This is a genomic window from Aquimarina spinulae (assembly GCF_943373825.1).
In the GTDB taxonomy this organism is placed as follows: domain Bacteria; phylum Bacteroidota; class Bacteroidia; order Flavobacteriales; family Flavobacteriaceae; genus Aquimarina; species Aquimarina spinulae.
Genome location: NZ_CALSBP010000002.1, coordinates 1,484,513 through 1,511,153, shown reverse-complemented (window position 1 = coordinate 1,511,153; position 26,641 = coordinate 1,484,513). Strand labels below are relative to the sequence as shown.

The 26,641-nt window shown below is 34.3% G+C and carries 13 protein-coding genes; 1 reads left to right on the top strand and 12 read right to left on the bottom strand.

Features of this window, described 5'->3' with window-relative positions; all coding sequences use genetic code 11:
* Position 1: 1 nt before the first annotated feature.
* The 11 genes from NNH57_RS12290 to NNH57_RS12240 all read right to left on the bottom strand — a co-directional run bounded on the left by NNH57_RS12290 (position 2) and on the right by NNH57_RS12240 (position 22,773).
* Positions 2-3,646, bottom strand: coding sequence for a DUF6443 domain-containing protein (locus NNH57_RS12290; protein ID WP_074407479.1), 3,645 nt, complete (start codon positions 3,644-3,646; stop codon positions 2-4).
* 104 nt (positions 3,647-3,750) lie between these two features.
* Positions 3,751-8,334, bottom strand: a complete 4,584-nt coding sequence (locus NNH57_RS12285; RefSeq protein ID WP_074407480.1) for a PKD domain-containing protein — start codon at positions 8,332-8,334, stop codon at positions 3,751-3,753.
* A 463-nt stretch (positions 8,335-8,797) separates the two neighbouring features.
* A complete protein-coding gene (locus NNH57_RS12280; protein WP_074407481.1) occupies positions 8,798-12,085 on the bottom strand; it encodes a toxin-antitoxin system YwqK family antitoxin in 3,288 nt (1,095 codons plus the stop codon).
* Positions 12,086-12,397: 312 nt separating this feature from the next.
* Positions 12,398-16,426: a DUF6923 family protein gene (locus NNH57_RS12275; protein ID WP_074407482.1), complete on the bottom strand. Its 4,029-nt coding sequence runs from the start codon at positions 16,424-16,426 to the stop codon at positions 12,398-12,400.
* Positions 16,427-16,688: 262 nt separating this feature from the next.
* Positions 16,689-17,420: a LytR/AlgR family response regulator transcription factor gene (locus NNH57_RS12270; RefSeq protein ID WP_074407483.1), complete on the bottom strand. Its 732-nt coding sequence runs from the start codon at positions 17,418-17,420 to the stop codon at positions 16,689-16,691.
* Between the two features lie 23 nt (positions 17,421-17,443).
* Complete coding sequence (locus NNH57_RS12265) at positions 17,444-17,764, bottom strand: Hpt domain-containing protein (protein ID WP_074407484.1); 321 nt, start codon at positions 17,762-17,764, stop codon at positions 17,444-17,446.
* Positions 17,765-17,767: 3 nt separating this feature from the next.
* A complete protein-coding gene (locus NNH57_RS12260) occupies positions 17,768-18,787 on the bottom strand; it encodes a sensor histidine kinase (RefSeq protein WP_254504164.1) in 1,020 nt (339 codons plus the stop codon).
* Between the two features lie 37 nt (positions 18,788-18,824).
* The gene (locus NNH57_RS12255; protein WP_074407486.1) at positions 18,825-19,961 is read right to left on the bottom strand and encodes an FIST signal transduction protein; all 1,137 of its coding nucleotides are present in this window, start codon (positions 19,959-19,961) and stop codon (positions 18,825-18,827) included.
* 5 nt (positions 19,962-19,966) lie between these two features.
* On the bottom strand, positions 19,967-21,562 hold the full coding sequence (locus NNH57_RS12250) for a PAS domain-containing sensor histidine kinase (protein WP_074407487.1): 1,596 nt from the start codon (positions 21,560-21,562) through the stop codon (positions 19,967-19,969).
* On the bottom strand, positions 21,555-22,100 hold the full coding sequence (locus NNH57_RS12245; protein WP_074407488.1) for a heme NO-binding domain-containing protein: 546 nt from the start codon (positions 22,098-22,100) through the stop codon (positions 21,555-21,557). The genes NNH57_RS12250 and NNH57_RS12245 overlap by 8 nt, the downstream gene beginning before the upstream one ends.
* Before the next feature lie 262 nt (positions 22,101-22,362).
* The gene (locus tag NNH57_RS12240) at positions 22,363-22,773 is read right to left on the bottom strand and encodes a response regulator (RefSeq protein WP_074407489.1); all 411 of its coding nucleotides are present in this window, start codon (positions 22,771-22,773) and stop codon (positions 22,363-22,365) included.
* Positions 22,774-23,057: 284 nt separating this feature from the next.
* Here NNH57_RS12240 and NNH57_RS12235 point away from each other — a divergent pair, with 284 nt between their 5' ends.
* Positions 23,058-24,797 (top strand): phytoene desaturase family protein, encoded by a 1,740-nt coding sequence (locus NNH57_RS12235; protein ID WP_074407490.1) that lies wholly within the window; start codon positions 23,058-23,060, stop codon positions 24,795-24,797.
* 77 nt (positions 24,798-24,874) lie between these two features.
* Here the strand turns inward: NNH57_RS12235 and NNH57_RS12230 are convergent, their stop codons facing one another.
* Complete coding sequence (locus NNH57_RS12230; protein ID WP_108807418.1) at positions 24,875-26,638, bottom strand: serine hydrolase; 1,764 nt, start codon at positions 26,636-26,638, stop codon at positions 24,875-24,877.
* Positions 26,639-26,641: the final 3 nt, after the last annotated feature.

Sequence of the window (26,641 nt, the reverse complement as noted above, 5' to 3'; positions counted from 1 at the left end):
TTCATTGTTGTTTATAGTCTTCGATTAGAATTGATTCAACATTTTTATTGTTTGACTGTTTAGCAGAATCCTCTTCAGCACTTTTTCTATTAGAGAAAAACTTTTTACTTTTTGCAGGTCTATCTTTATATGATATAGTAGAAGTGTTTGTTGTATCTTCTTCACTTTGTCCTATTTCTTCTCCGGCTACATTTTCCGCATTCATTGTACTAGATGAAGAATCGGATTCGGATTCGGTGCTAGAACTATTTGAATTCGAAGATGAGTTTTCTGATAAATTATCTCCAAGCTTATTTTCTTTATTTAAAATTCCTATAATATCTTTTATAAAAGCAAGAGCCTTATTCTTAAAATTACGAACTCCACTTATTGGTAAATCAGATATGTTTAATTGCCCTATCGCTTTCCCATTACTTGTAGGTCTTAGAAAATCACCTCTTTTTTCACGACCCCAACTATCAATACCTGTACCTTTTCCTCTACTATTTCGAGATCCATTAAAACCAAAACTATTCACAACTTTCCCATTGACCGATATCTGTCTGGTATCTCCGTTCATATGAGTTCTATTTCCATCAACATCAGTAGAACCTACATGATATCCTAAGTGTTGAAAACCTTTTACACGACTACTACCATCAATCCATACTACTTTTCCTGTTTTTTTATGTCGATAAAAATCATTAGGAGCCATACCATCATAATCGATAAAATATATCGGATTATCAAATGCATAATTATAAGGGGAGTGTCTACGCATCTTTTCTGCTAATGGATCAAGATTCATCCATCTACCAAGAGCAGGGTCATAGTTTCTAGCAGTAACATCTATCCAACCAAGTCCTAGTTCATCTTGTTCTTCTTTGCCTCCAAAACCATAGTCATGCTTACTCCCATTTATAGCGAAGTTGTACCCTTTATGTTGTAAGCCAAAGGGGTAATAATTCTTCTCCTGAACGATCTCAGAAGTACTGATACTGCCGTCTTTATTGGCATCTTTGTATGATAGTCTGATATTTCCTAAGTGATCCTTAAACTGATATACATATTTATACCCATCCGCTTCCTTCTCAACAATCCCTTCTGGGTGGTTAAAGAATTCTAACGTACCATTCTTATAGACATAATTACCAGCATACTCAGTAATTAAAGAACTTCCCTCTGTGGTAATCTTTTTTAATTTTACCCCAGTGGCATCGTAAATATAGGTAATATTTCCGGTATGAGAAGCATTATTTACCGTAACTGTTTTAGGGAGATTTAAATGATTATAGGTAATCCCTGTAATCCCTTTGTTTTGATCCATAGTCATATTACCATTGGCATCATACACAAAATCATCATTGGTATTGCTACCATCTTTAAAACCAAAAGTCGTATTCCCGGTATCTGTCACTCTTAAGAGTTTGTTACCACTATCATAGGTGTATGCTAGCATATCCATATCTCCAAAAGAAGTAGCAGCTTCATTAAGATTTCCTTTTCGATTTAACGAGAGGATATTTCCTGTTTTGTCATAGGTAACACCACTTAGGTTATAGTTACCATCGCTACTGATTCCTTCTGTGATTCGATTTAAAGCATCATAACTGTATTTGTAATGTCGCTCTACGTTATCATTGGCCGTTTTCCATGCTGTTTCAGAGATATTACCATTAAACAATGCAGTAGCTCCATGTTGTGGTATATTATAATTGATGGTAAAATTAAACAGGTCATTATCATCATAACTATCCTGATTGATGTTTTTTAACCATCCTCGTACATTGTAGGTATAATGTACATCTTGTAATCCTCCTCCAACTGTTTTAGAGGTTAGTTGCCCTAACTTATCATAGGTATTAGATACGATCAATTCTCCCGGGAATTCCTCGTTCTGGATCTTAGCAAAGAAAGAAGTACTAGCCGTGGCTGCAAAATGAAATCCATTAGATAAGGTAATAGTATTACCCGCTACGGTAGTTGTGGTTTGGGTGATCGGTTGTGATAAGGTTACTGCTGGTGTAACTCCTGTATTACCCGTACAATTTACCCCAGAAGTATCTTCTATACATTGTCGTTGGGTGAGTATCCTACCCATATGATCATAGGTAAAGGTATCTATCGTTACAATGGCAGCATTGCTATCTTTGGTATGAGTACTTTTGGTTTGTTCTACCTTACCTACAAAATCCAATTGGGTTGCTACAATATCAGTAGTGTTTAAATATTCATTTTTACTAGCTACGTATATAGGTCGTGCTTTTTTATCATAGTAAGTAACCGTAGTAATCCAATCAAAGGTATCTAGTACTCGTACTTTACTTCCTGTAGGTAGTGTCTTGGTTTGATCTGATATAGTTTCGCCATATACAGTACCGGGATTGGTTAATCCTGCAAGATCAAAGCCATAATCATCATAATAGTTGATGGTATGTAGCTCCAGGTTTGTTTTTGGAAATGCCGCATTACTATAATAGATAGTAGTCCCATCGATCATAGCGGCAGCACCGCGCTGCTCCCATAAGGTAGATTCTGTATTCACAGCTTGTTGTATGGTTTTTCTATCGCGGTTATCGGTAATCTTACCGGTATAGGTAACTCTTCCAAAAATATCATATTTGGTAAAGAGCCAAGCATTGCTCCCTTTTAGATTCGCGTCCTGGGTTAGGATGGGTTGATCTAATTTGTTATAGACAATATACTCCTTGTCTTTGCCAGGGATTTTCTTTTCAATAAGCCTGTTACGATTGTCATATCGGTATTGATAACAGAGTTCGGTAAGCTCACTCTGGCTTACCCCATCACTAGCCGCTACTTTAGGGGGGATTACATAGGTTAAATTCCCAAATCTATCGTAAACATAATGAGTGTCGTGTGCCGATCCTGCATTAAAGGTTCGTTTTAAAACAATTTTACCCTGTTTATCCTTGTACTCTTTGGTCGTATGGTTATTACCATCTGCCGGAGTCCAATTCTCATCCTGAGTAATAGTTATGTGCAATTGATTTACAGCATAGTGTCCATCCTTTACCAGACTAGGGGCCTCAGTATCATTTGGATTAGCAAAATCTACTTTAAAATACACTACCTCATTAGCTTTATTAGTATACCAATCTGTCTTTATAGCATGATCTGCATCACTACTACGATTAATTTTCCATGCTTTCCCCGGAGCACCTACTTTTATCACTCGATTAAGAGGGGATTTATCAAAAAGGCTCTCTGAATAGGCATTAATCTGGTTAAGATCAGTTATCCCTGGAAAATCACTGGTATAGGTATCTTTGTAATACTGGTTAATATCGGTATTTACATTGATCTCTTTATAACTCCCTATCGTATTGTCTGCCTCAAAAGGTAGATATTGTTTTGCTTGTCTACCATAATCATCATAAGTGATATGAGTCACAATATCTTTACCATCTGGTGAGGCTTTGATGGCTCGTTGTTGTATGGGTCTACCCAGTCCATCAAAATAGGTCACACTTTCTATAGCCTTGTCGATATCATTAATGTTAGAGCAGTTTACATTGTCTAGTTCTGCAATGGTTAACGCTACTTGAGGGACTGTGGTATGTATATAATTCTTGTCTGATAATACTACCTGGGCCTGGAGATTTAACCCTATTAGCATAAGTAGTATATATATGATTTGTTTTTTCATGTTTTTGCTTTTATTTCCTCCTTGTTTTTAATAGGTGAACGAAGTAGAGGAATGGTATTTTTATATTTATGAGATAACATATTTATTATTTCTTTAGAATATATCTAATGTGGCACATCTCCACCACCACAGGAGCGGGTAAAATTATAGGTAACTTCTACAGTTTTAGATTTTTGAGTTCTCTGGTCTCTGATCACACATTTTATTCTATCTGATTTATTATCACAATTTAGTTCCACCATAATACCTGTTGGGCCATAAGGATTATTTCTTACAGCTACCCCGTCTCTATACCATGAATAAGAATAATGACCCGACCCATTTGATGGTACGGCTGTGATCATGTAATCCTGGTGGTATTGGTTATTATGTATTGTTGATTTACTAAAACTTCCTCCAAGTGTTGGAGCACCATTAACCGTTATGGTTTTACTTACTGTTTTGCTTACTCCGGTTTTAGTTGCAGACACCTTACAGGTCACCCTTATATTTGTTCCGTAGTAATCATAATTCATAAGTAAACCAAAAGATTTGGCACTACTGGTATAGGTTTTCCAATTACTGGTTACAGTCCATAAATAGGTATAACTTCCACCTGCTTCGCTAGGGTTAATATTAAAAGTAGCTGTAGTATTCACTGCTATAGTAGAAGGTACAGAAATACTTCCCGTGTTTAAAGGGTTGTATACATAAATAGTTCGAGTGCTATCAACAAATTGTCCTGTCTTGGTATCGATTACACGAAACTTAATGGTATAGGTGCCATCTGTTGAAAAAGCCTTGCTATAAGAAGTTGCGGTAGCCGATTGTATTGCATTATTTACATACCATTCGTATCTTCGGGAACCTGATCCTCCTGTAATACCATTAGTAGTAAAATTAATAGTATTCCCTTCGATACTATGAATTTTATTAGCATGTACAGCAGGAGTAACTAATGAGGAATATACATGCAATGATTTAGGAGGACTACTTACCGATTTTCCAGTCTCATTGTCAATCACTTTAAAGTAAACATTATTTGTTCCTACTGTATTGGTAGTATATCTAAAAGTTGTAGTGGTACTGGCTTGCTTTACATTGTTTGCATACCACTCATAGCGTAAATTACCAGACCCGCCACCAATTCCAGAAGCACTAAAATCAACGTTAGTTCCTTTTACAACATGGTCGTGGTTTGCGCTTACTGTAGGTACATGGATAGGAGGATATTCAACTACTACACTCATTGTTTTGCTTACCCTATGTTTGGTTTGGCTATTATAAACCAATACCGATATGGTATAGGTACCTGTAGTATTAAAAGTTTTGGTAAAACTAGTGGTACCATCACATTGCTCCTGTACACCATTTACAGACCAGGTATAGAGATCACCACCATTCCCCGTGATACTAGCACTAAAAGTAGCAGATTGGTTAAGTTGAATAGTGTTGGAACCTGGTAGATCGATAGTCACATCACCTAAAGTAGCCGTTTGTTCGCCTTGGTAATTATAACGTACTTGTTGCGCAATATGCTGGTCGTTATCTAACCCATACATAAGCCTGTTAAATTCATCATACTTATAATACGCTTTATGCCCTTTGGGATCGGTAATACTGGTTACCCCAACAAGAGGATCATAGGTATAGCCCGTTACTTGAGCATCTGCAAAATAAGCGTCGTCTCTAAGACTTTTAAACAGGTTACGCATGGTTGCTTCTTCTGCTTCTGTATCTTCTGTATTCGATGCGGTTTGTAACTGAGTGATTAAACTACTTGCTGTTGAAGAAATCCCGGTATAACTGGCATTATCAATCTTAACAATAGGCAAGGTGTTGTTATATCCCCATACATACATGATATGACGACCATCAACCTGCGAAACTTCTAAGGGATACCCTTGATGATCATAGCTTAAATACTCTACCTGATCCTGAAACACGTTTACTGCGCTTTCTTCTCCTTTTAGGGTTTTAATCAGTTCTGGTAGTAATTTACCATCCCCCCAATCTTTAAACGCTATACTTTGAGTAGCTACAAACTTATCATCTTCTTTAGTTTGAGTTTGTATAGGGATAGCAATTCTGTTCTGGGCTATTAAACTGTTATGCACTGTATTGCTTAGATCATACGGATAGAGAAATTCTGTAACCATTGTATTATTATGACTACCAATATCTGTTTGTGTCTTCAATTGTCCATATGGAGTATCATATGCATATGAAGTCTCTCGTGTAAGTGTTTGTTCATGTAAAAACTCTCGATGTATTGTTTTGATGAGTTTGTACTCTTTGGGATAATCGATGTAATAATTATCCTTAAAATGGTGTGGGTTTCCATAACTACTCGAAATATAATGTCTACCAACTGCCATCCCATAGGCCTTTACACTACTATGCATACCTTTGCCATATGGGTAAAATTCCTGATATTGGTTAATAGTTTCTTTTTCAAGAACAAATTTTCCGTTTTCTTTTTTATGCACTTCCTTTTTAAGAAGCTGACCTTTTTTCCAGTCGTTATTCATTGTAGTTATAAAAGGAAAGTTTGTATAATTGTTACGAGCCACAGTATAATAGTTTACCTCTTTCCCATTATCTCCACCATTTACAATGGTTTCTACTCTGCGATATAATACCGGAGCTCCCTGATAACTGGTGAAATTACGCATGCTATTGCTCACGGTGTGAATCCTGGTTATATCTGCATTTATTCCATCATAGTATTTTGTAGAATACCTGAATACGGGAGAGGACCCAGTCAAAAGACCACTATCTATGCCATCTTCTAATACATATTTATAATGGGTTGTCTTGCAATTTCCGTTGTTATCACAATCCTCAGTGCCACTAACTCGTACCCCTCCTACATAACTAAAGAGTTCTCCTGCTTCATTAACAAGCTCTTCATATTTTATAGAACAGTTTGCATATACATCTCTTTTTGTTGGGGCATAAATGCTACCTGTTATACGAATTATAGCACCTTTAGGAACTGCTCTAAAAACAACAGGGTTTGTTTTATAGTAACTATCTGAGCAGCCTACTAGAGGCTCACATTGTGCTTCGGTATCTTCTCCAGTTATATTTATTTCCCCCAAATTAGAGAGGTAAGGAAGAGGTGGATTTAACCATTCAACTTTTATACTAGCCTCTGCACCTTGTAAACCGATATTAGGGGTTACATCTGGGTTATCAGGATCATACAGGAACATTCCTGCACTTAGGCTTACTTCAATAATTTGGTAAGATGGGACAGTAAATGTTGTGTCAATTGTTTTTGTAACCCCTTGTCCAGCCTTATTATCACTCGAGAATGTTTTGTTCCTGGTGTAGGTATAAAAATCTGCCAGGCCGGGTGATGTAGGAGGTACCCTGTTTTGCTCATAACTGATCAAACTGTATCCTTTTGTAGGATAGGTTATCTTTTTTAATGCCCCCGATAGTGTTTTATTATGATCTATTTTCCTGTTTTCTAGAGATAAAAGAGAACCAGAATTCCCATTATAGTACCCCCATGGATCCTGATATTTATAATTTACAGAAGGCCCTAAGGTGTTAGGAAAAGGATAATATTCAAATTGATACCAGGGTAAGTTTGTATTGCCATTGCTTTTGGTAATTCCTACTAATGTTTTTCTGTTTTTAGTTGGATCATTATACGTAAAATTATATTTTATGATCTGTTTTCCTGTATTCCAAACAGAAATCTCATTCAAGGTCTGAACCGATACTTCCTGATCTAAAACACCCGAGGTGATATCAAACCTCACCTCGCCGTTGGGAAATATAATTTTTTGAAGCTGGTGTCTGGTTGTAGAGTTATCGGTATAATCCTCTTCAATAGAAGCTGTACCTCCCACAGAGGTATCTTTAGTTCTTGATTCAGAATACACTCTTTTACTATAACTTTCTGTAGGGCTATACTCAAAATAGATACTTCCTTTACTATCGTTTAATTTGATACGGGTTAATAAAAAACTCATAGGGACATTGCGGTTAAGTGATTCTCCTTCAATTGAAGTCTTATATGCGTAACTCCCTATTTCGTGTATCTCAAAATAGTATGTAACTCCGTTATCTTTAGTAATTATTATTGTATTGTTCGTTTTGTTTACTTTGAAGTTTCTATGCTCCATAAAAACGATATCCCCTTTCTCATCATGCACATAGCTTCCGCTTAATCCAGGAGCACTAATAACATATTTGTCTTGTTGTGCATCATAATTTCGATTGGCAATATTGTTATAAATCTCAAAACGTTTATTGGTGTCATACTCATCAATTGGAGTACCCTGGTCATATACTGTTTGTAAAAAAGGAATAATAGCATTGGCTTTATAAGATTGATCTCCATATTCATCATCTTTTCCCCTGATTTGTCGTGTTATCCTTCCATTGGCAATTAAATCCCATCCCATCCCGGTCATAGGGTGATCTTGCTCGGTAATAAGACCACCGTAATTGTACGACAGATGAATGGGCCATTCAAAATCACCGACTTTAATAGTGTAAACAGGTACTGTATAGTTAATTTTTCCGGTAGATAGGTTAACAGGGATATCCCCATATTTACCCAAAGAAGCTGCTTCTGGTGATACAGGAAAAACCTGTAAGGCTTCTTCTAAAGGATTTGGCGAAGTAGATTCCTGACCTATGGCGATAGTACCCACTATAAGCAGAAAACTTAAAAATAGTATTCTCATATAAAAGTTTTTAGTGACTAAATTTTTGTTTTTAATCGTATTCCCGATACAATATTAAATCATCCCAGTTTCGTTTTTCGGGACTGAGAAAAAAAAATGAAAGTTTTTTTCGAAAAAATAAAAATCAGATTTTGAGGTGAGGTAAATACCAGCATAGCGAGGGTAGAATCCATACTAAAAAATAGAGCAGAAATCAATCTGCTCTATGTTAATAATTACTGTAATTAATTTGGATTTGGCAGGCTAATTGCCAACGATCACGCGTGCTGCCAGGTAGTCATTATAAAAAGTAGTATGGGTACGTTTAAAACGTTTCATGACTTTATCCCCGCTATTACCCAAATCCTGAACTTTTAAATCATCTTTTAATTTTTATGTAAACTTTAGAATCCAAAAGAATCATTAAATAATCCTACCGAAGTGACAGAAGAAAAAATCGCCTTATTTATTTAAGCTGTTTTTTTTAGTTTATTCTAAACATAGCATCATAATTATCTTCGTAAATACTATGTAATTGTTCTAAGGGAATTTTTTGTAAGGTCTTAATAACCTTTGTTTTGTTATAGAGCGTAACAGTATAGGAGGTAAAATCACTATTTGCTTTGACTTCCATTCCATACTTTGGTTGAGCATTTTTATCAAATGTTAAGAGACATACAAATTGCTTCTCGGTGAAATCACTGTTAAACCAACTATTATCTACTTCATTCTCCCACCTGTTTTCTTCTTTTTTAGACAGTAATTCTTCTTTGAAATTGGCGAATATATATTCTTTTTTGTGTATGTATAAGGATAGTTTTGAAAAGAGTTGGAACATGTAATCATCATTCCGATAATTTTCTATTTCTTGTAGTTTTTTATCATCCCAGATAGAATAAATATGACTAAATACTTCCTGAGTATGTATATCATTATCTTTTATATAAGTATATCGTAGTTTGGTTTCAGGATTTTTATTGATTCTTTTTTCTTTTAGAATTTGACCTTGATGATTTTTTAATCTTAGTATATTGTTTGTATTCGTTATAGAAAATTTAAAAGGTTCTGTAATAGAATACCCATCACCCATTGAGCTAAGTTCAAACATTCTACTACGAAACATGCCTGGAATTCCTATTATGATGCTATCGATTTCTCCATTTTTTATATGAGACCTAGTTATGATTTGATCTCTATCCTTTTCTTCATACAAGTACTGATATCCATTATAAATACTATCATTTTTGTAGATAGATTTTGTAGTTAGATTGATGAGCGTATTTTCTTCTTCTTTATTGTTTGCTAACGATATAGAGTATTGAAACTTCTTTTCTCCATTTTCGTACTGATCTACTGCCATAAAGTCTTTTACATCAAAATACCCTTGAAAAGGCTTTCCTTTTTTATAGATCCCTTTAATATTATTTTGCCCATTAACGAAAATACTATCATAGGCCACAGATTGGATTACGCCTTCTTTATATACTTCTGTTATTGTATACTGATACCTTTTTTTATGTTTACGAATTTGTTCTCCATGAAGTTTTCCTTTAGCATAAGAAGTCATATTTCCATCATAATCTGTCGTAAACCCATCATAGGGGATTCCCTTTTTGTAATATATTTTTTGATTTAGTTTTCCTACGTTATCATAAAAAACACATTCTCCATCTACGACACCTGCTTTTGCATGATAATACCCTACATGGTCTATTGTATTATAGTTTCCGTATTTAAGATGGGGATAATAATAATAGTTTTGTTTTCCCTCTTCTAAACCATTTATAATATGTTGTATTTTGTAACTGACCCATATAGGTCTGGGATATTTATAGTTGTATCCTATATCATTATCTGATAGCAAAAATGTACCGTGGTCTTTTTTTCCATCTTTATAGGTACCTTTTGCAATGATTTTGATTTCTTTCTTATGGTCGTCATTATATTGTAGTTTAACTACACGTTTTTCCCCATATATTTTTCCTGCTTTATAGGTATAGTTATATTGCCAATCTAATTCATTGTATGGGATAGAGTCGGTATATGTATTATAATTACCTTCATAACGTTTATCATCTTTATAAATAAGTACGTTTTTGAGTTTACGATCTTTGGTATATGTTGCACTTTCTCCATTTTTTTTACCATTTTTTAGATGATAATATGAGGTGATGATCCCTTTTTTAGTATTATAAACCTGCTGTATTCCTTCTTTTTGACCATTAGATACCGAGGCTATGGTAATCTCTTGGGCCATTAATTCATTATAGTTTTGATCAAATACAAAAGTTCCTTTATTGCGTTTACCATATACAAAGTTCCCTTCGGCAATGATCTTTCCTTTGTGTTTTAGATATTCTTTTCCGTGTTTAACTCCTCGCTTATAAGTAACAAATACCTCATAGTTGCTTGTATATAGAGGGGATTGATAAAATGTACCTTCATAAGGTTTATTATCTTTATATATTCCTTGAGTTACCAATGTCCCTTTTCTATCAAAATGGGATATTTCATATCCATTTTCTGTATACGAGGTAATATCTTTAATACCATCTACATACCCACATTCATTAGATTTGTAGTAGTCAATTTCTTTTCTATTAGTTAGATTTCTTGAATAAAAATTTGTTGATCCTTTATATAAAAGTTCTCCTGTAGAGCTGTAATTTGAAATTTCTTTTTTTCCATTAGGCAGGTATAGTAACGAATATGCCAATTGTGTTGACCCCATATAGAATTTTTCTTCTTTGACAAGCTCTTTTGCTTTATAAGTTTTAAAACATTGGTCTGTTCCTTCCTCAGTCCAACCGTTTTTAGTATAATATGAATATACGATCTCTCCTGTTATGCTATATCCTGTACATTGCCCTTCTTGTTCTCCATTGTGATACGTACATTCTTCTTTTTTTTCGCCAGTTGTATAATAGATAGTAATTACTCCTTCTTTTTTACCATCTACATACATTCCTTTTTCATAAGTTCCGTTTACATATCCGTTCACATAAGCTCTTTTTTCATAAGTGAAGTGTTCATAAATATCGTTTTCAGGACATAAGGTTAAGGTATATTCCCCTTCTCGTTTGCCCTCAATATAATGTTGCTCTAGTATGATGTTCTCATTTTTATCATATCTGGTATATGTACCGTGCATTTTACCTTTATGATAGTGCACTTTAGATTCAATAGTTTTTGTATCACTATAATATGTTATACAAATGCCTTCTTGTATATCATTTTTATATGTTCCTTCTTCAATAATATTCCCAATCTCTGTACTATATATGATATATGGGCCATTTTTTTGACCATATTCATACTGATATTGTTCATGTTTTTTGCCTTTATAATATTCGATGTTAACACCATGTCTTTTTCCATTTAAATAATTTACCTCTTCCTCTATTTGTGTGTATTCTTCATCTGTAGTATCATTATGCGCCCAATCATATTCAATTACCGCGCCTTCAATTTTTCCATTTTTATAGTGAGCTATAGTATTGATCTGTCGATTCTCGTAATACCAGGTAACTTTTCCTTCAAATTTCTTTTCATTATTTTTATGTGCCCATCCTGTCATTTGGGGATCACCATTTATATAAAAATCCTGGATGTATATTAAATCCCCTTTCTTTTTTAAGGGTAAGTTACGATAATAGACAGCATTTTTTTTATGGGTTTTTTTCCATTCTCCATCAAAATAGATTTTACCCTTTTTTTGAGCAATACTCATGAAGGGAATCACAAGCAGTAGAAATAATATTTTTATATTCATTCCTCTTTGATTTATTTATGCAATCACAAAAGTAAGTTCTATGAAACGAGGAGATACACCCTGAAAACAGTGATTATAACTTCATAGAATAAGGTTTTTTTCGTTTTTTAATGACGGATTATCAACCTTGAAAACATTGAATATGGTATATAGTATATAGTGGTAGGATTGATATATATTTTCAGTTCATAAAATCCTAAGTGTGTAATTAAATAGCGAGGACAACCATGACATTATCCCCGCTATTACCCAAATCCTGAACTTAACCTAATACCATTTAGTGTAAACTTAAGTGCTAAATGGTATACTTTATTATCGGATTAAAAAACTGCCTTTATATTTTTGTTTGTTATCACCTCTTAAGATGTAATAGTATACACCGGGGATAAGACTTTTGGTTTCAAAAGTTATACTGTTATTATGTAGTGTCATACGTTCTTGTCGTACTGTTCTTCCTATCATATCGATAACAACCATTTCTATTGTCTGGTTTGTGCCCGGTACTCTAATCGTAGTTTTATTTCTAAAAGGATTAGGGTAATTAGAAAGCGTAGTCACTGTTGTGATTTGCTCATCTGTTTCTACTTGTGCGATTTGGTCATCATTAGTTTCTTCCTCATCTTCTGTTACCACAGCTGGTGTTTCGGGATCTAGTTCTGGATCTATTGTTACCGTACTGGTGAATGCCAGATCCGATACTTCTATATGAAATGGAGTAAAGTTTTGATAATCTCCCTGTACCGAGAATACAATGCTTCTTACTTTTTCGAACGTTTCATTTTCTTTATTTCCATTTGTAAAATCAGTGAACGAAAGGGTATGTGTTGTTTTTTTATCGGTGGCAGCAATTCTATATCTAAGTCTGTTACTCCAGTCTGTAAGGCCTTCGGTTACTAATATCACCTCGATATCTCTATCATTATGCATTTCGAACTGTACAGCATCGTAGTCAGATACCGCTAGTGTAAGTTCACCTGCCAGTATATTTCTAAAAAGATTTAGCGTTTCTTTTACTTCGCCATATACCAGTGCATTACGTTCTATAGTATATTCATTTTTTTGAGCTGCTACGTCATGTGTTGTGACTTTGAAATTCTCGATTACGACTCCCTGCTCCCGGTAATCAATACCCCAGGGACCATCTGCCAGGTATAATGCATCTAATTGAGCAGAGTTTTCTCCTCTAATAGAGAACCCGATATCAAATAAATACCCTGTTTCTATAGTAATTTGCTCATTGTATGCTCCTGATAATGCTATTGTTTCAACCATATTGTGTTCTTTTGATTGTTCGGTCGTTCTAATGTTTCCATTAAATGTCATCTGAGTTGAACCTAATTTATTGATAATATTAAGAGTTAGCTTTCCATTTGCGTATGCTCCTTTTTCTACAAATACGGTAGGTACTCTATAACTTACTTTATGACTACGCATAGGTTTATCGGTTGTAAATGTATCTAAGATGTGATTCGCAATATTTGCTACTTGTGGCACCGATCCGCCCCATACCTGGAAATTTAAATAATCTCCATCAGGATAGTTACCGATATTCCATAAGCTATAGATTTCATTTTCAGCTTTACCTTTCTTAACCGAGAAGGTTAGTGCATATTCAATTTGACCCGAAGCTCTTTCTATTCTGGTACTTACAAGCGTATGATTTTTGATAGTTACCGTTCGTACATCTAGTAATTTAGAGCCGTTTAATCGATCGCATATTGTTTTTGAATGATCATAAACCGAACCTTTTGTTGATGTAGCAAGAGCTGCTGCTACTCTTTCATTTCCTTTATAGTAATCTACAGAGAATACAGCTTCTGCATTGGTGATACCCAATAGATCTTCTGGACTGGATACATAAGTAGACTCGGTACCTAATATTCCTGTATTAGGGAAATAGATGCTTAAATCTTCATTGTTTGCCGATTTGTATGATTTCGTACCAGGCTGAAATCTTTTTTGACTCTTTTTGGTATTGAAAATACTATTCGTTTTTGTTCTGCTAAAGTTACGTTTGGCGATTAAGCTTGCCAAGTCACCATTACTTTCTAACCCACCATTATTGGCAGAAGTAACATCGGTTGCGGTATCGATATCTACACAATTATCTGTAGAGATCGCAGTATAAGGACTTGCCGTGATATAGAATAACGCATCGTTAAAATCCTGGTCACAAGAAGCATAATCTCTTCTTATATCTTCGAAGCCTAATATAATTCTTTCGTTATCGGGATCAGATAATAAAACATTGTGATATCGCAGGGTTGGATCTGTTTCTGGATTATAATCCGGATTAGAGTGTAGTTGCCAGTGTCCTGTTCCTACACAACCGTCTGACCATGCATTGGCTAGCAATACCCATCCTATTCCTGTATTAGGAGGAAAAGTTCCTATTTTTACTTTATCACCTACTTCTAATTCGCCACCGCTTCCTACTGCTGATACATTAGGGAAAATGATCGTAATATCTTCTGGCGCAGGGATTGAAGGCGAAGGGTTGTTAATATCATAGGTATAGAACCCCAGTGTGTTTTTATATCCTGCTCCTTCTCCTATAAAAGTAACCCATATATCAGCTTGTTCCTGTACTTCAATATCTGTATCATAACCCGAAGAAATATAGTGAGGGTTAAAATCTGGTACCGGGTACCCTTCTGGTAGCGCATTATTTATCAAATCGATAGTTTCTTGGCTAACTGTATCCTGCCCGTCTAAATACAGTGGCTTTCCGTTAGAAGAAAAATCACCTAAGTAGTTATATCGGTCACAAATCTCTGGGATAGGAAAACTTGCAGGGGTTTGCCCTCCGTTTTCTGGAGCAAAACTACTTTTTCTTAAATCAAAGCTATCATCTAATCCGTCATTATCATTATCAACTCCGGATAGTGTAGTTTCTGCAACTCCGTCACCATCACTATCATATGCTTCGGTACTATCAGATATACCATTATTATCAGAATCAGTATCTAGGTGATCATAAGCATCGGTACCATCGGTATTTACGGTTCCGTTTACAGTTCCTGCATAATCAGGATCAAAGGCATCATCCATACCATCGTTATCTTCATCAATGTTAGATAATCCCTGATAGCTAGCACTGTTTTGCCCTTCTATGATATCTACAATCCCATCATTATCAGAATCGATATCGTAGCAATCATAAATACCATCATTATCAGTATCGTTAGGGATAAAAGTATTCCCTTGATCAGGATCAAATGCATCTGCTAATCCATCGAGATCGGTATCCAGAAAGTTGTTGTCTGATCCATTGTAGACTCCGTCGTTATTCGTGTCTTTATCGCCTTGCCCTGCTTCTACAATATCATAGATACCATCGTTATCAGAATCGATATCCAGAAAATCGGGATTACCGTCACTATCTCTATCAAAAGCATCTTGTACTACATTGTCTCCGTTACCACTGATATCATTATCAAGGTAGTTGTATAAATCATCTCCATCACTATCTCCGTAAGGATTTATACCATTACATTCTGCAATATTTGTAATGCCATCACCATCACTATCGGCATCCATAGAATCTAAGGTACCGTCTTGATCTTTATCCAACGGAGAAATACCGTTGGCACATTTAAAACCATCATTAGAATTTGTGGTTTCGGTAAGATTAAGCAATGTAGCTGTTGGGGTAGCACTTTCGTAATCATTGATTAGGTATAAACCTCCGTTGTTAACAGATAAATACAATCTGTTATTAGCATCGGCATATGCTGCACCAAAAGTACCTGTTGGTAAATTGGTTACTGCTTTTTCAGAAAATACGGGTGTTCCCGAAGACAGGTCCCATTTGTATAGTTTTCCTCTGCTTCCTCCATAAAAAGAACCATTTATATAGGCAATATCTGCACAAGTACTAGGCGAAGCCTGATCAGCCTCTACAACCTCGAAAACGGGAGAAGAAGAACCGTCATAGTCTTTTAGATTTGTTATTTTATGAAATGTTTTTTTATTGTTGTTTTGATATACCCAAAGGTTTCCGTCTGCATCTACATCTGCTGCATATCCACCACCAAAAACTGTTGTCCCGGCAGGGGTTACAGCACCAAGATCAATCACCATATCTTTAGCAATTCTAAGGAGATGATTGTCACCTTTCTTAATGGCATACAGGTAATTATCTTCGGGATTATATCCTCCCGCATTGTAGGTAGTAGAATAGGTGTGTAGTGCTTCAGAATATGAACCGGTAATGGGATCATATGCTTTTAAAGATCCAGAGATTACCTGGTAGAAATTACCTTCATCACAATCAAAGGGTTGTTGAGCGTTTACGGATAAAGCTATCAAGAAGGCTATAAGGGTAGTTATTTTTTTCATGTTGATATAGATATAGGTTTTCAGATGACTAAAATTAATCTATATCAACTCCTTGTATTGGTGTTATTCGATCAGTGGTAATTTGCTGTAGATGAATGGGTTTTACGAAGAGATGAGTTTTTAAACCGGATAATCAATGTCTGAGGAATAGGATTTAAAACTTCTTGTCAGTCTGAGCCTGTCGAAGACATTTGAAAATACAAATTTGAAAGCACTTCGACAGGCTCAGTGTGACAAATCAATGAGATATTACTAATTTAGTTTAAAGCATATTAAGACGTTTCATTAACTCTGGACGGTTAGAACGACTTACAGGGATAACATCTTTTGCAATAAGCACACTGTTGTCTTCTATATCAATGATTTTTTTGATGTTAATGATATAAGATCGATGTACTTTTAAGAAAAGATCGGTTGGTAGTTTTTCTTCAACTTTTTTTAAGGTAGAATGCACTGTATAATTTTGCTTTTCGGTTTTTATCAGTACATAATCTCCTTTGGCTTCTATCAAATTAATAGTTGGGAGATTAATTTTGATTAATCTTCTGTCGATATTAATATAAAGCTCATTTTCTTCAGAAGAAGGAGTGTTCGATGGCAGTTCTGTAGAAGTCTCTACAGAGGCTTCTGTTGTAGCAACTGTAGTAGCACTTTCTGCCTTTTGTATGGCTTTAAGAAACCTGGGTAAGGTTATTGGTTTTACCAGGTAATCTACAATACACTCATACTCAAAAGCTTCTAAAGCAAAATTCTTGTCAGAAGTTGTTAAAATAATCTTTGGGGGATTTTTTAGGGTATCGATAAAATCAAAACCTGTAAAATCGGGCATATGAATATCCAGAAATATGAGATCTACTTCTTCTTTATTTAAGAATTTAATAGCCTGAATTGCATTAGGGAAATCCTTAATCACATTGAGTTCATCAACCTGCGAACAAAGTTGTTGAATAATCATTCTTGCGGTTTCTTCATCATCTATAATTATGCAATTCATAGTAAGTTGGTTTTTAAGGATTTTTAAAGCGTTTTTAGAAAATGCTCTATGGATTCTAAAATTAATATAAATTTTGAATATAACGAAGTGCTACCGCTTTTTAGCTCTTCTTCAAAGTCTATTGCGGTTTGATACCCTTCTTCAAAACCAAACATTCCGATTTTATGTTTTAGTTTATGAACATTTTCTGCTGCTTTAGTATATGCTTTTGAGGTATAATTTTTAAGAAATTCATCTTTTTCATCAGGAAATTCTCGCTTTACAATACCAATTAATTTTTGTTCAAAAGCCTCAGAACCTGCAGCCAGTTCTTTTATATATATGAGATTTGGAGTTTCGTTCATACCTTATTTTTTTAATGTAAAATAAAAAGTAGTTCCTTGGGCTTCTTCAGATTCGATCCAGATCTTACCATTATAAAATTCTACTATTTTTTTTACGATCGATAATCCAATACCTGTTGATTTTTTTTGATCATCGAGCGTTTGAAATATCTGAAATATCTTGTTGTGATATTTTTTAGAAATCCCTCTTCCATTGTCTTTAATACCGAATTTCCAGAAATTAGGGATTTCTTCATACATTATGATAACCTCTCCTTTATCCTTATCTATTGCTTGTATTGCATTATTAATTAAATTCTGAAATATTTGCTTAACTCGTGATACATCTGCATATATAACAGGAAGCTTATCGTGTGTACTAATTGTGATATGATCAGGAGGATGTATGAGATGTGTAATATCTTCGATTAAGGTATTTAAATCGATATCAGATTTTAAATTCCTCGATTTATCACTAATTATAGAATACTCTAAAATCCCACTGATTAGGTTATCCATTTTTTCAATATTTTGATCTATCAAATCCAGGTTCTTTAGTATTGGCGCTTTAAGTTCCCCATTAGCATCTTCTTTTATCCAGTTAATAAGCGTATTGATACTTCGTAATGGAGATTTTAAATCGTGAGATACTACATGCGCATAATCGTTAAGCTCTTTATTACTTTTTTCTAAATCTTTGAGTAGCAATTCTCTTTGTTTCTCTATTTCAGAAATTTGAACAGCTTGCTCCTCGATCATTACCGCAAGTTCGATTCCCGAGAGTTCGTCTCCATTTTTTCCTTCTTTCATGTTTTTGAAAGTTATGGATTGTAGAATCCTGGTAGCATCGGTTAAACTGGCAATCACCTTTTTTTGCTGTTCTGCTTCCTGCTGGAGCTTTTGATTGGCATCAAATAATTCTTTAGAACTTATAGACATTGCCCTTTGTAACATGCCTAGTTGATCTTCAAAATTGTGATAGGATCTATCAATAGCATTTAAAAATTTTTCTGAATACTGAGATTCTTTACGCTCGGTATTCAAATGTTTTTTGATTTGTCTGGTCAATAATGAGTGCATATTATTCACTAAATAAAGTTAAGGTCATTGTTTGATTGTGTAGTTCGCAGTTTGAGTTTTTTCCTTCAAAAGGAGAGAGTTCACCATATGAATAAAACCCAGCTACAGTAGCTTGAGTGCCAATAGATTCTATAACTTCTTCTACTTCTTCTTCAACACGTTGATCCATAACCAATTTTCTACCAATACAGCTTACTAATAAAGCTAATTCGGGTTTGTGTTTTCTGTTTTTCATTCCTATTTCTGCTGCTTGCAGGGCTCCATCTACAATATTATCAATATGTCCCATCATTAATTGAACGACAGCTCCCTCTGGGACATCTCCTGCCAGTATCATTGTATTGGTTTTTTCATCGATAGATAGAATTGTTCTTACAATAGGCTCTTCTTTATCTTTAGATTTAACACTAAGTGGGTATAATAATGCAGATTGAGGGAGTTCTGCGGCTTTATCCCCTAGATATTTTTTATATAAATCCAGAGCAGGTTGATGATCTAATTCGTACAGTACATTCTGATCAGATTTTGTAATAATTCGCTCTGGCCCAAAGGGAGTCCACCCCCCATACTGGGCATAACTAATCTCTAGAGATTCACCATAAAAGGCGATTAATATAACTTCTCCTTCTTTAGGATTCTCATTATACCCCGATATTGTTTTTTCAAATCTCGAATCATCCCCACAGAGTCCACCCGTAATGGCAATATCGTCTATCTTTGTTTCGAGACCTTCGATTAATGCCGAACCGTTTACAAAACTACCCTCAGAAATAATAAAAATATGTTTTAAGCCCTCTTTTGGTACTTTTTGAATTAGTTTGTTTCCTAGTCGTATTGCATCTTTATTATTGTCGATACTATTTTCTCGAAATATGGCATAGGTACTTTTTTCAAATTCTATGGCGGTTAGCGCTATCGAATCATCAAGAACTTTACTCCCAATAATTTCACCGGCAGTAGAACCGATAACAATTTCTCCATCTGGGAATAGTTTTTTTACATCGTTATAAACTTCGGGGTTCTCTAATTCATATCGATTTCCGAAAACCAGCACTAAAGGATTGTGTAGCTTTTTTTCTGTTGTTACAACAGCAGTCCAATCTTGATTTTTTTTCTTTTCAAATTGTTGAAATCTCATAGCTCCTATTTTTTTAATGTGAAGTAAAATGTTGTGCCCTTACCTAATTCACTTTCTAACCATATATCACCTTCATATAGATCTATTATTTTTTTTACAATTGCGAGTCCGATTCCAGAAGAATTTTCATTGTCTCCTACAGATTGAAACATCCTAAAAATCTTCTTGTGATGCTCTTTTTTTATCCCTATCCCATTATCCTTAATTTTAAAGAGGTGATAGGTCTTTTTGTCTTCGTGATCAATTTCTATTGTTCCGATTTCTTTATCAGTATAAATTACGGCATTACCAATTAGATTCTGAAAAAGCTGTTGAATTCTGGTGATATCACCATCGATTACAGGAAGTTTATTTTTAATAGAAACTTCTATATGATCAGGAATCAGAATAATATTTTTTATATCATCTATAAGTATATTAAGATCTATTTCTTTGGTTTGCAGGTTTTCTTTGTTACTTACACTAGAATAACTAAGGATATTATTGATGAGGGTTTCCATTTTTTCTAGTGTATTTTCGATCATGGTAAAATGTTTTACACCAGATGTATCAAGTGTATCAATATGATCTTCTTTAATCCAGTTTACAAGAGCATTAATACTTCTTAATGGCGATTTTAGATCATGAGAAACGATATGTGCATAATCCTTAAGTTCCTGATTTGTTTTCTCCAGGTTTTTTACCAGTTGATCTCTTTGTTTTTCTACCTCTAATTGTTCTGTAATATCTTCTACTAAGGCAACCATGTATTTAATATTTCTATCTGGATCACGTACCGCGGCTACGTTGGTCTTTGCCCAGAATGTGGATTTATTTCGTTTTACATATCTTCTATTTATAGAAAAATTGTCAATCTCACCATTATTCATTTTTTCCATATTGCTGGCCGAGGCTTCGTATTCATCTTTTAGAGAAATATCTTTGATCTCCATTTGTAGTAGTTCTTCTTGTGTATATCCTAATAAATCCTGGAAAGCTTTATTGGTCTGAAGTATTTTTCCAAATTGAGAAAGCGCAATTCCCAAAGACGAGTTTTCGACAATAACAGATAGTTGTTTTTTCTGTTCTTCGAATATTTGTTTTTGTTTAAGCTTTTCGGTAATATCTGTTACTATACCCTGTGCGCCTATAGGAGTTTTGTTTTTGTCAAAAATAAGACTGGCATTAATATGAACGGTGCGTACTCCATTATTTTTGGTATATACCCGGGCCTGGTAATCAGAAAAAGAACCTTTGGTAACCAATTCCTGAAAAGAAGCCATAGCGTATTTATAATCGTCTTTATAAATAAGTTTTATAACATTTAGTTTCTCTTCGGTAATATCATATCCAAATAAATTTCTAGCTGCATAGTTCATCTCCAGGACATTACCAAAAATATCCATTCGTACATATGCATCTAATAAATTATCGAATACACCTTGCAGCTCAGATTCCTTTGTACCTACCTGATCTTCTAGTTTTTCATTAGTTTCCTTTAATTCTTGAGTGATCAGATAAAGTTCTCGGGATTTATCCTCAAGAATTTTTTCTGCTTGTTTTCGAGCTAATTTTTCTCTTTGTATGGCTCTTTTTAGTATTTCTATATCATCACTACTCATTTGTTTTCACGATACTAAATTTTACTTCCGTTCCATCTGATGTGAGTTTTTCTAGAGTGATTGTGGCGGTAGCATCAAAATGCTCAAAAGTTTTACGCATTAGCCCAAGCCCAAAACTATACATGGCTCTACTGGATTTATAAATCATAACCAGTTTAGAGGCTGTTTTTTCTTGTATTTCAAAAGTGGGAAGTTCTGCATCAGGATATATTTTTCGAACTTCGACATGAATATGATTTTCGATAGAAGATAGCATTTCTATTGGATCATTGTACTTGTTAATTAAATCGGGGTAGCTACTGGCTAAAACAGAAAAAAAATGTTCGGCATAGGTAAGAAGAAGATCGTCGATACTTAGTTTTGTATGCTCACTAAGATGCTTTAACAATCCCAACATTTCAGAAAAATCATAGGTACCTATGGCAGTATATGCTCCTTGCGAGGGTAGATTAGATTGTTGAATAATTTTATCAACTACTTCTAATCCGAATTTATCTTCGACTAATTCTAAAAATTCTGTAAATACTATTCCTTTCATTCTTTTAAAAACTTTTTGGTTAGATGTTTTTATACCTCAAAAATACTATTGTGTTGTAGTTTTGAATGATTGTGTATGATCTTAAAAGAAAACGATATAGGGGTAGCTCTCAGTTTTTGAGTTGTAATTATCTTAACTCAAACTGATGTTTTCTTTATGGGGTATAAAAACGGATAAGAACTCCTATAGTGACAATATATTTACATTAAAAATGTATTTATTTCATATCCATATTATTTTTTGAAGTTTATAAAGATAACTGTTATGCTTTTAAAAGTTCATTAACACTCCAGTATTCAATTAAACATTTTATTTTATGCGTGTATTCTTCATATTTTAGTGGTTTTACAATATAACCAGCAGCTCCAATTTCATACGCTTCTTTAAGATCTTGATGATTATTAGATGTACTTAAAATGATCACCGGTATGTATTGTAATGATGTATCTGATTTTAGTTCTTTTAAAAATTCTAAACCATTCATTTTAGGCATGTTTAGATCAAGGAAAATAATATCGGGTTGTTGATCCTTTTTTGCTAAAACATCTAAAGCTTCTTCACCATTTTTGGCCTCTATAATTTTGTGAGGATAGTCATTTTTATCCAAAACTCTGGCAAATTTTAGCCGTTCTATTTCGTCATCATCTATTAATAAAAAAGTCAAACTCATCATTTCAGTGTTTTAAGTTAGGTTAAAAAATGTTCTTTAACAACACTAAAGGTCTCCTTTTTAGGGATAATTTCATTATTACTTTCGTTGAAATGTATTTTTAGTGTAGACGAATGGTAATTTTTTATAGATAAATGGGGAATTGAAAAACATAACAAAATTGAAGGGTGAAGTGTGTATTTTACAGATAAAAGTAATACTCTGGATAAGTTCATTCGTCACTTCTGAAAATATAGTTGTATCATTACAAAACAATTAAAAAGTTAATCTTTTATTTATTATAAATAATGCAAGACAACCCTCAGGAAACAACAGATCTAAAATTACAAGTTGAAAATGAAATTGATACAATCATTGTTGGTTCTGGAGTAGGGGGGTTAGCTTCTGCAATTTGTTTGGCTCGCAGTGGTCAACGGGTATTAGTTCTCGAACAACATGATGTGCCTGGGGGATGGTGCCATAGTTTTTACCTAAATGGATATCGTTTTACACCTGGAGTGCATTATGTAGGATTGTTAGATAAAGGACAATCGACAAGCGAACTTTATGAAGGACTGGGAATTGCAAATGATCTCGCCTTTTTTAGAATGAATACAAAGGCATACGAACATTGCTGGATTGGTGATGAACGTTTTGATTTCCCTGCTAATTTTGATGCATTATGTGACTCGTTATCACAACGCTTTCCAGAAGAAAAGAAGGATATTAGAAAATACCTCACTATGGTTCGTACAGTGAGTCGACAAATACAATTGATTCCTAAAATAAAAGGCTTTTGGGATCATGTTACTATTCCTTTTCGAACAAAATACATGGGCAAATATGCTTTATTTAGTTTAAAAAGGGTGATTGGTTGGTATCTCAAAAACCCATTACTCAAAACGATACTCAATATACAATATGGTGATCATGGATTACCACCAGGTAAAGCAAGTTTTCCTTTACATTGCGCAGTAATGGATCATTATTTTGACGGTGGTTTTTATCCCATGGGTGGTGGCGGAGCTATAGTAAAGGCTATGACTAATGCTATTAAAAAACATGGTAGTGAAGTGCGTACCGGGCAAAGTGTAAAACGTATTTTATTAGAAGGAGAAAAGAAAAAACGAGCTATTGGAGTTGAACTCGAAAACGGTGAGCGAATTCTTGCCAAAAGAGTGATCTCTAATGCAGACCCGGGAAAGACCTATTTAGATATGGTAGGTCGGGATAATATAAGCCGTAAATTAGTAAAGAAACTTAATAAAACGAAATATTCGTGTACATCCCTAATGCTGTTTTTGACAGTAGATATGGATCTTCGAAAAGCAGGATTAGATTCTGGTAATATATGGATGATGCCCAAAAATGCAGATATGGATGAGCAGTTTGCAGAAATGCAAAGAGTTGATATCGAAGAAGGTGAAGAATTTGCAGGTCTTTTTATAAGTTGTACAACGCTTAAAGATCCTATAAGTTTTGATGGCCGATATCATACTATGGAAGTAATTACCTATATTAATTATGAAGCTTTTAAACGATTCGAAAATGAGAATAAAGAACGCTCTCCAGAATATCTGCAATTCAAAGAAAAGTTGACTCAAAAGTTTGTGAATAGCTTAGAAAAAGTGGTTCCCGGGATTAGTGATCATATTGTGCAAAAAGAATTGGGAACTCCGATAACCAATGAGTATTATATAAATTCTACCAATGGTTGTGTATATGGTACCGAAAAAAGTTTACGCCATATTGGTCCTTTGGCGTATAAACCAAAAAGTGAGATCGAAAACTTATACCTCTGTGGTGCCAGTATCGCATCTCATGGAGTAGCAGGAGCAAGTTATTCTGGAGTTCAGACGGCTGCATTAATTCTTAAATGTAGACAAGATGATCTTATTCAACCAGATGTGGATCTAAATCAGGATGTTCGTATTTATGATGCCGAAGATCCTTCTGATTACCCAGACTGGATGCTACGTAAAATAGAAGTAAAAAAGTCACGTTTGGCTACCGATGATAATAGATTCTCTTCTGTTAAAGAAAAGTAATCTCTACTTGATATATTAACGTTATCCCATTAAATTATAGAACTTAATCTGGATAACGTTAATACTTTCTTTATTTTTTACTCTTTGTTATAAGGGATATAATTCTCCCAATGCCATGGTGTATACGTATCTGCAATCGATACTTCTAATAGTTCTTTAAAGATACTTTCTCCATTATCACTATTGGTCATTATCATAATACCCTTTTGTGCTTCTGGAAATATGATTGAATAATGCTGAAATCCATTGCCATGGCATTCTTTAAACGCCCCAAAACCATAAGGAGTTTTCAAAATACCCCAACCCAATCCATAACTTAACGCAATAGCATCATTTTGTGTAGAATCTTTTAGGGCTAGTGGGCCAAATTGCTTGATAGAATGAATTCTAAGCTGTGGCTTAAACAGTTCATTCCAAGAATTTCGAGTGATAATTTTTTGTTGTAATACGGCTTTAAGAAACTTCGAATAATCTTCTGGCGTAGTTTCTAGAGTACTACCTCCTCTTGGCTCATTGTCTATATCTTTTTTAAAACGCTCACTTGTGATAGTATGACCGTATGCAAAGTTATCTTCAAATGATGATGACCATTGGTAACTGGAGTGACTCATGTTTAATGGTTTGAAAATTATTTCTTGTGCTAATTCCTCCAGGTTCTTCCCCATTATTTTTTCTAAGACGACCTGCAGGTAAATAAATCCTTCTCCAGAATAACTATACCTGCTTCCTGGTTCACGGTTTACACGCAATTGATAATCCGATTCCATCCATCGGGAATTTGCAAAGCCAGTAGTGTGAGTCAAACACATACGAGCCGTTATTTTATGATATAGACTGTCGTTTTTTAAGGCAGAAAAATCATCATGCCAACGTGTAAGTGGTTTGTACTCGTATATTTTTTTAGGTAAATAAGACTCTAAAGCTGTGTCGAGATCAATAACACCGTCTTCTACCAATTTCATTACCAGTACTCCAAAAACTGCTTTACTAAAAGAGCCTCCGTAGATATTAGTAACATCATTTAGAGCTAATTTTTTATCATAATCTTTATATCCGAAAGTCTTCTGATATGTAACCTCATTGTCATTAAAAATAGTAACTGCAATCCCAGGTACATTTGCCTTTTTGATGAGGTGATTAATTTTAATTGTTAATGAATCTTTAGTTATTTCGGTTCCATCCAGACGTACAATATTTTGTGCTTTCGCATGAGTGCAACTTGTAAAACACATAGTGCTCATCAATAGTAATACGATCATTTTTTTGGATACAGCTTTTTTGTTGCTGCTTATAAACGGAAATGATAATGGGTAATAGCATTTTTGTGAATTAACGACTCTTACTATATTAAATAACATACAAATTATACTAATTGGGATTATAGATATAAACAAGAAAAACCCCCATTTTTCAATAGTTACAAGAGCTACTAATGAAAGTATGTACACTATGCTCATCGTTATTTGAAAATTAATAATTTTTATACCATGACGGTGGTATAATTCGTTATCCTCTCGCTTATGAATCCAAATAAATAAAGGAAAAAGTATATTAGCCAGTGGTATTATAAAGCCTAAAAACGGAGTGCTATGTAATAAGATTAACCATTTTTTCTGTATCGTTTCCTCCTTTGGATTTTCTAATATCAATAAATCATTCACCTCAATATCTAATGCAGTAGCCAACAATTTTACGGTTTGAAGATGTGGAGTTACATCTCCTTTTTCTATACGCTGGATGGTACGAATTGTAACTTGTGTTTTTTCTGATAATTCTTCTTGAGTATACCCTTTTAATTTTCGTTGATACACTAAGTTTTTTGCGATTGATTGGGTTTCCATAAT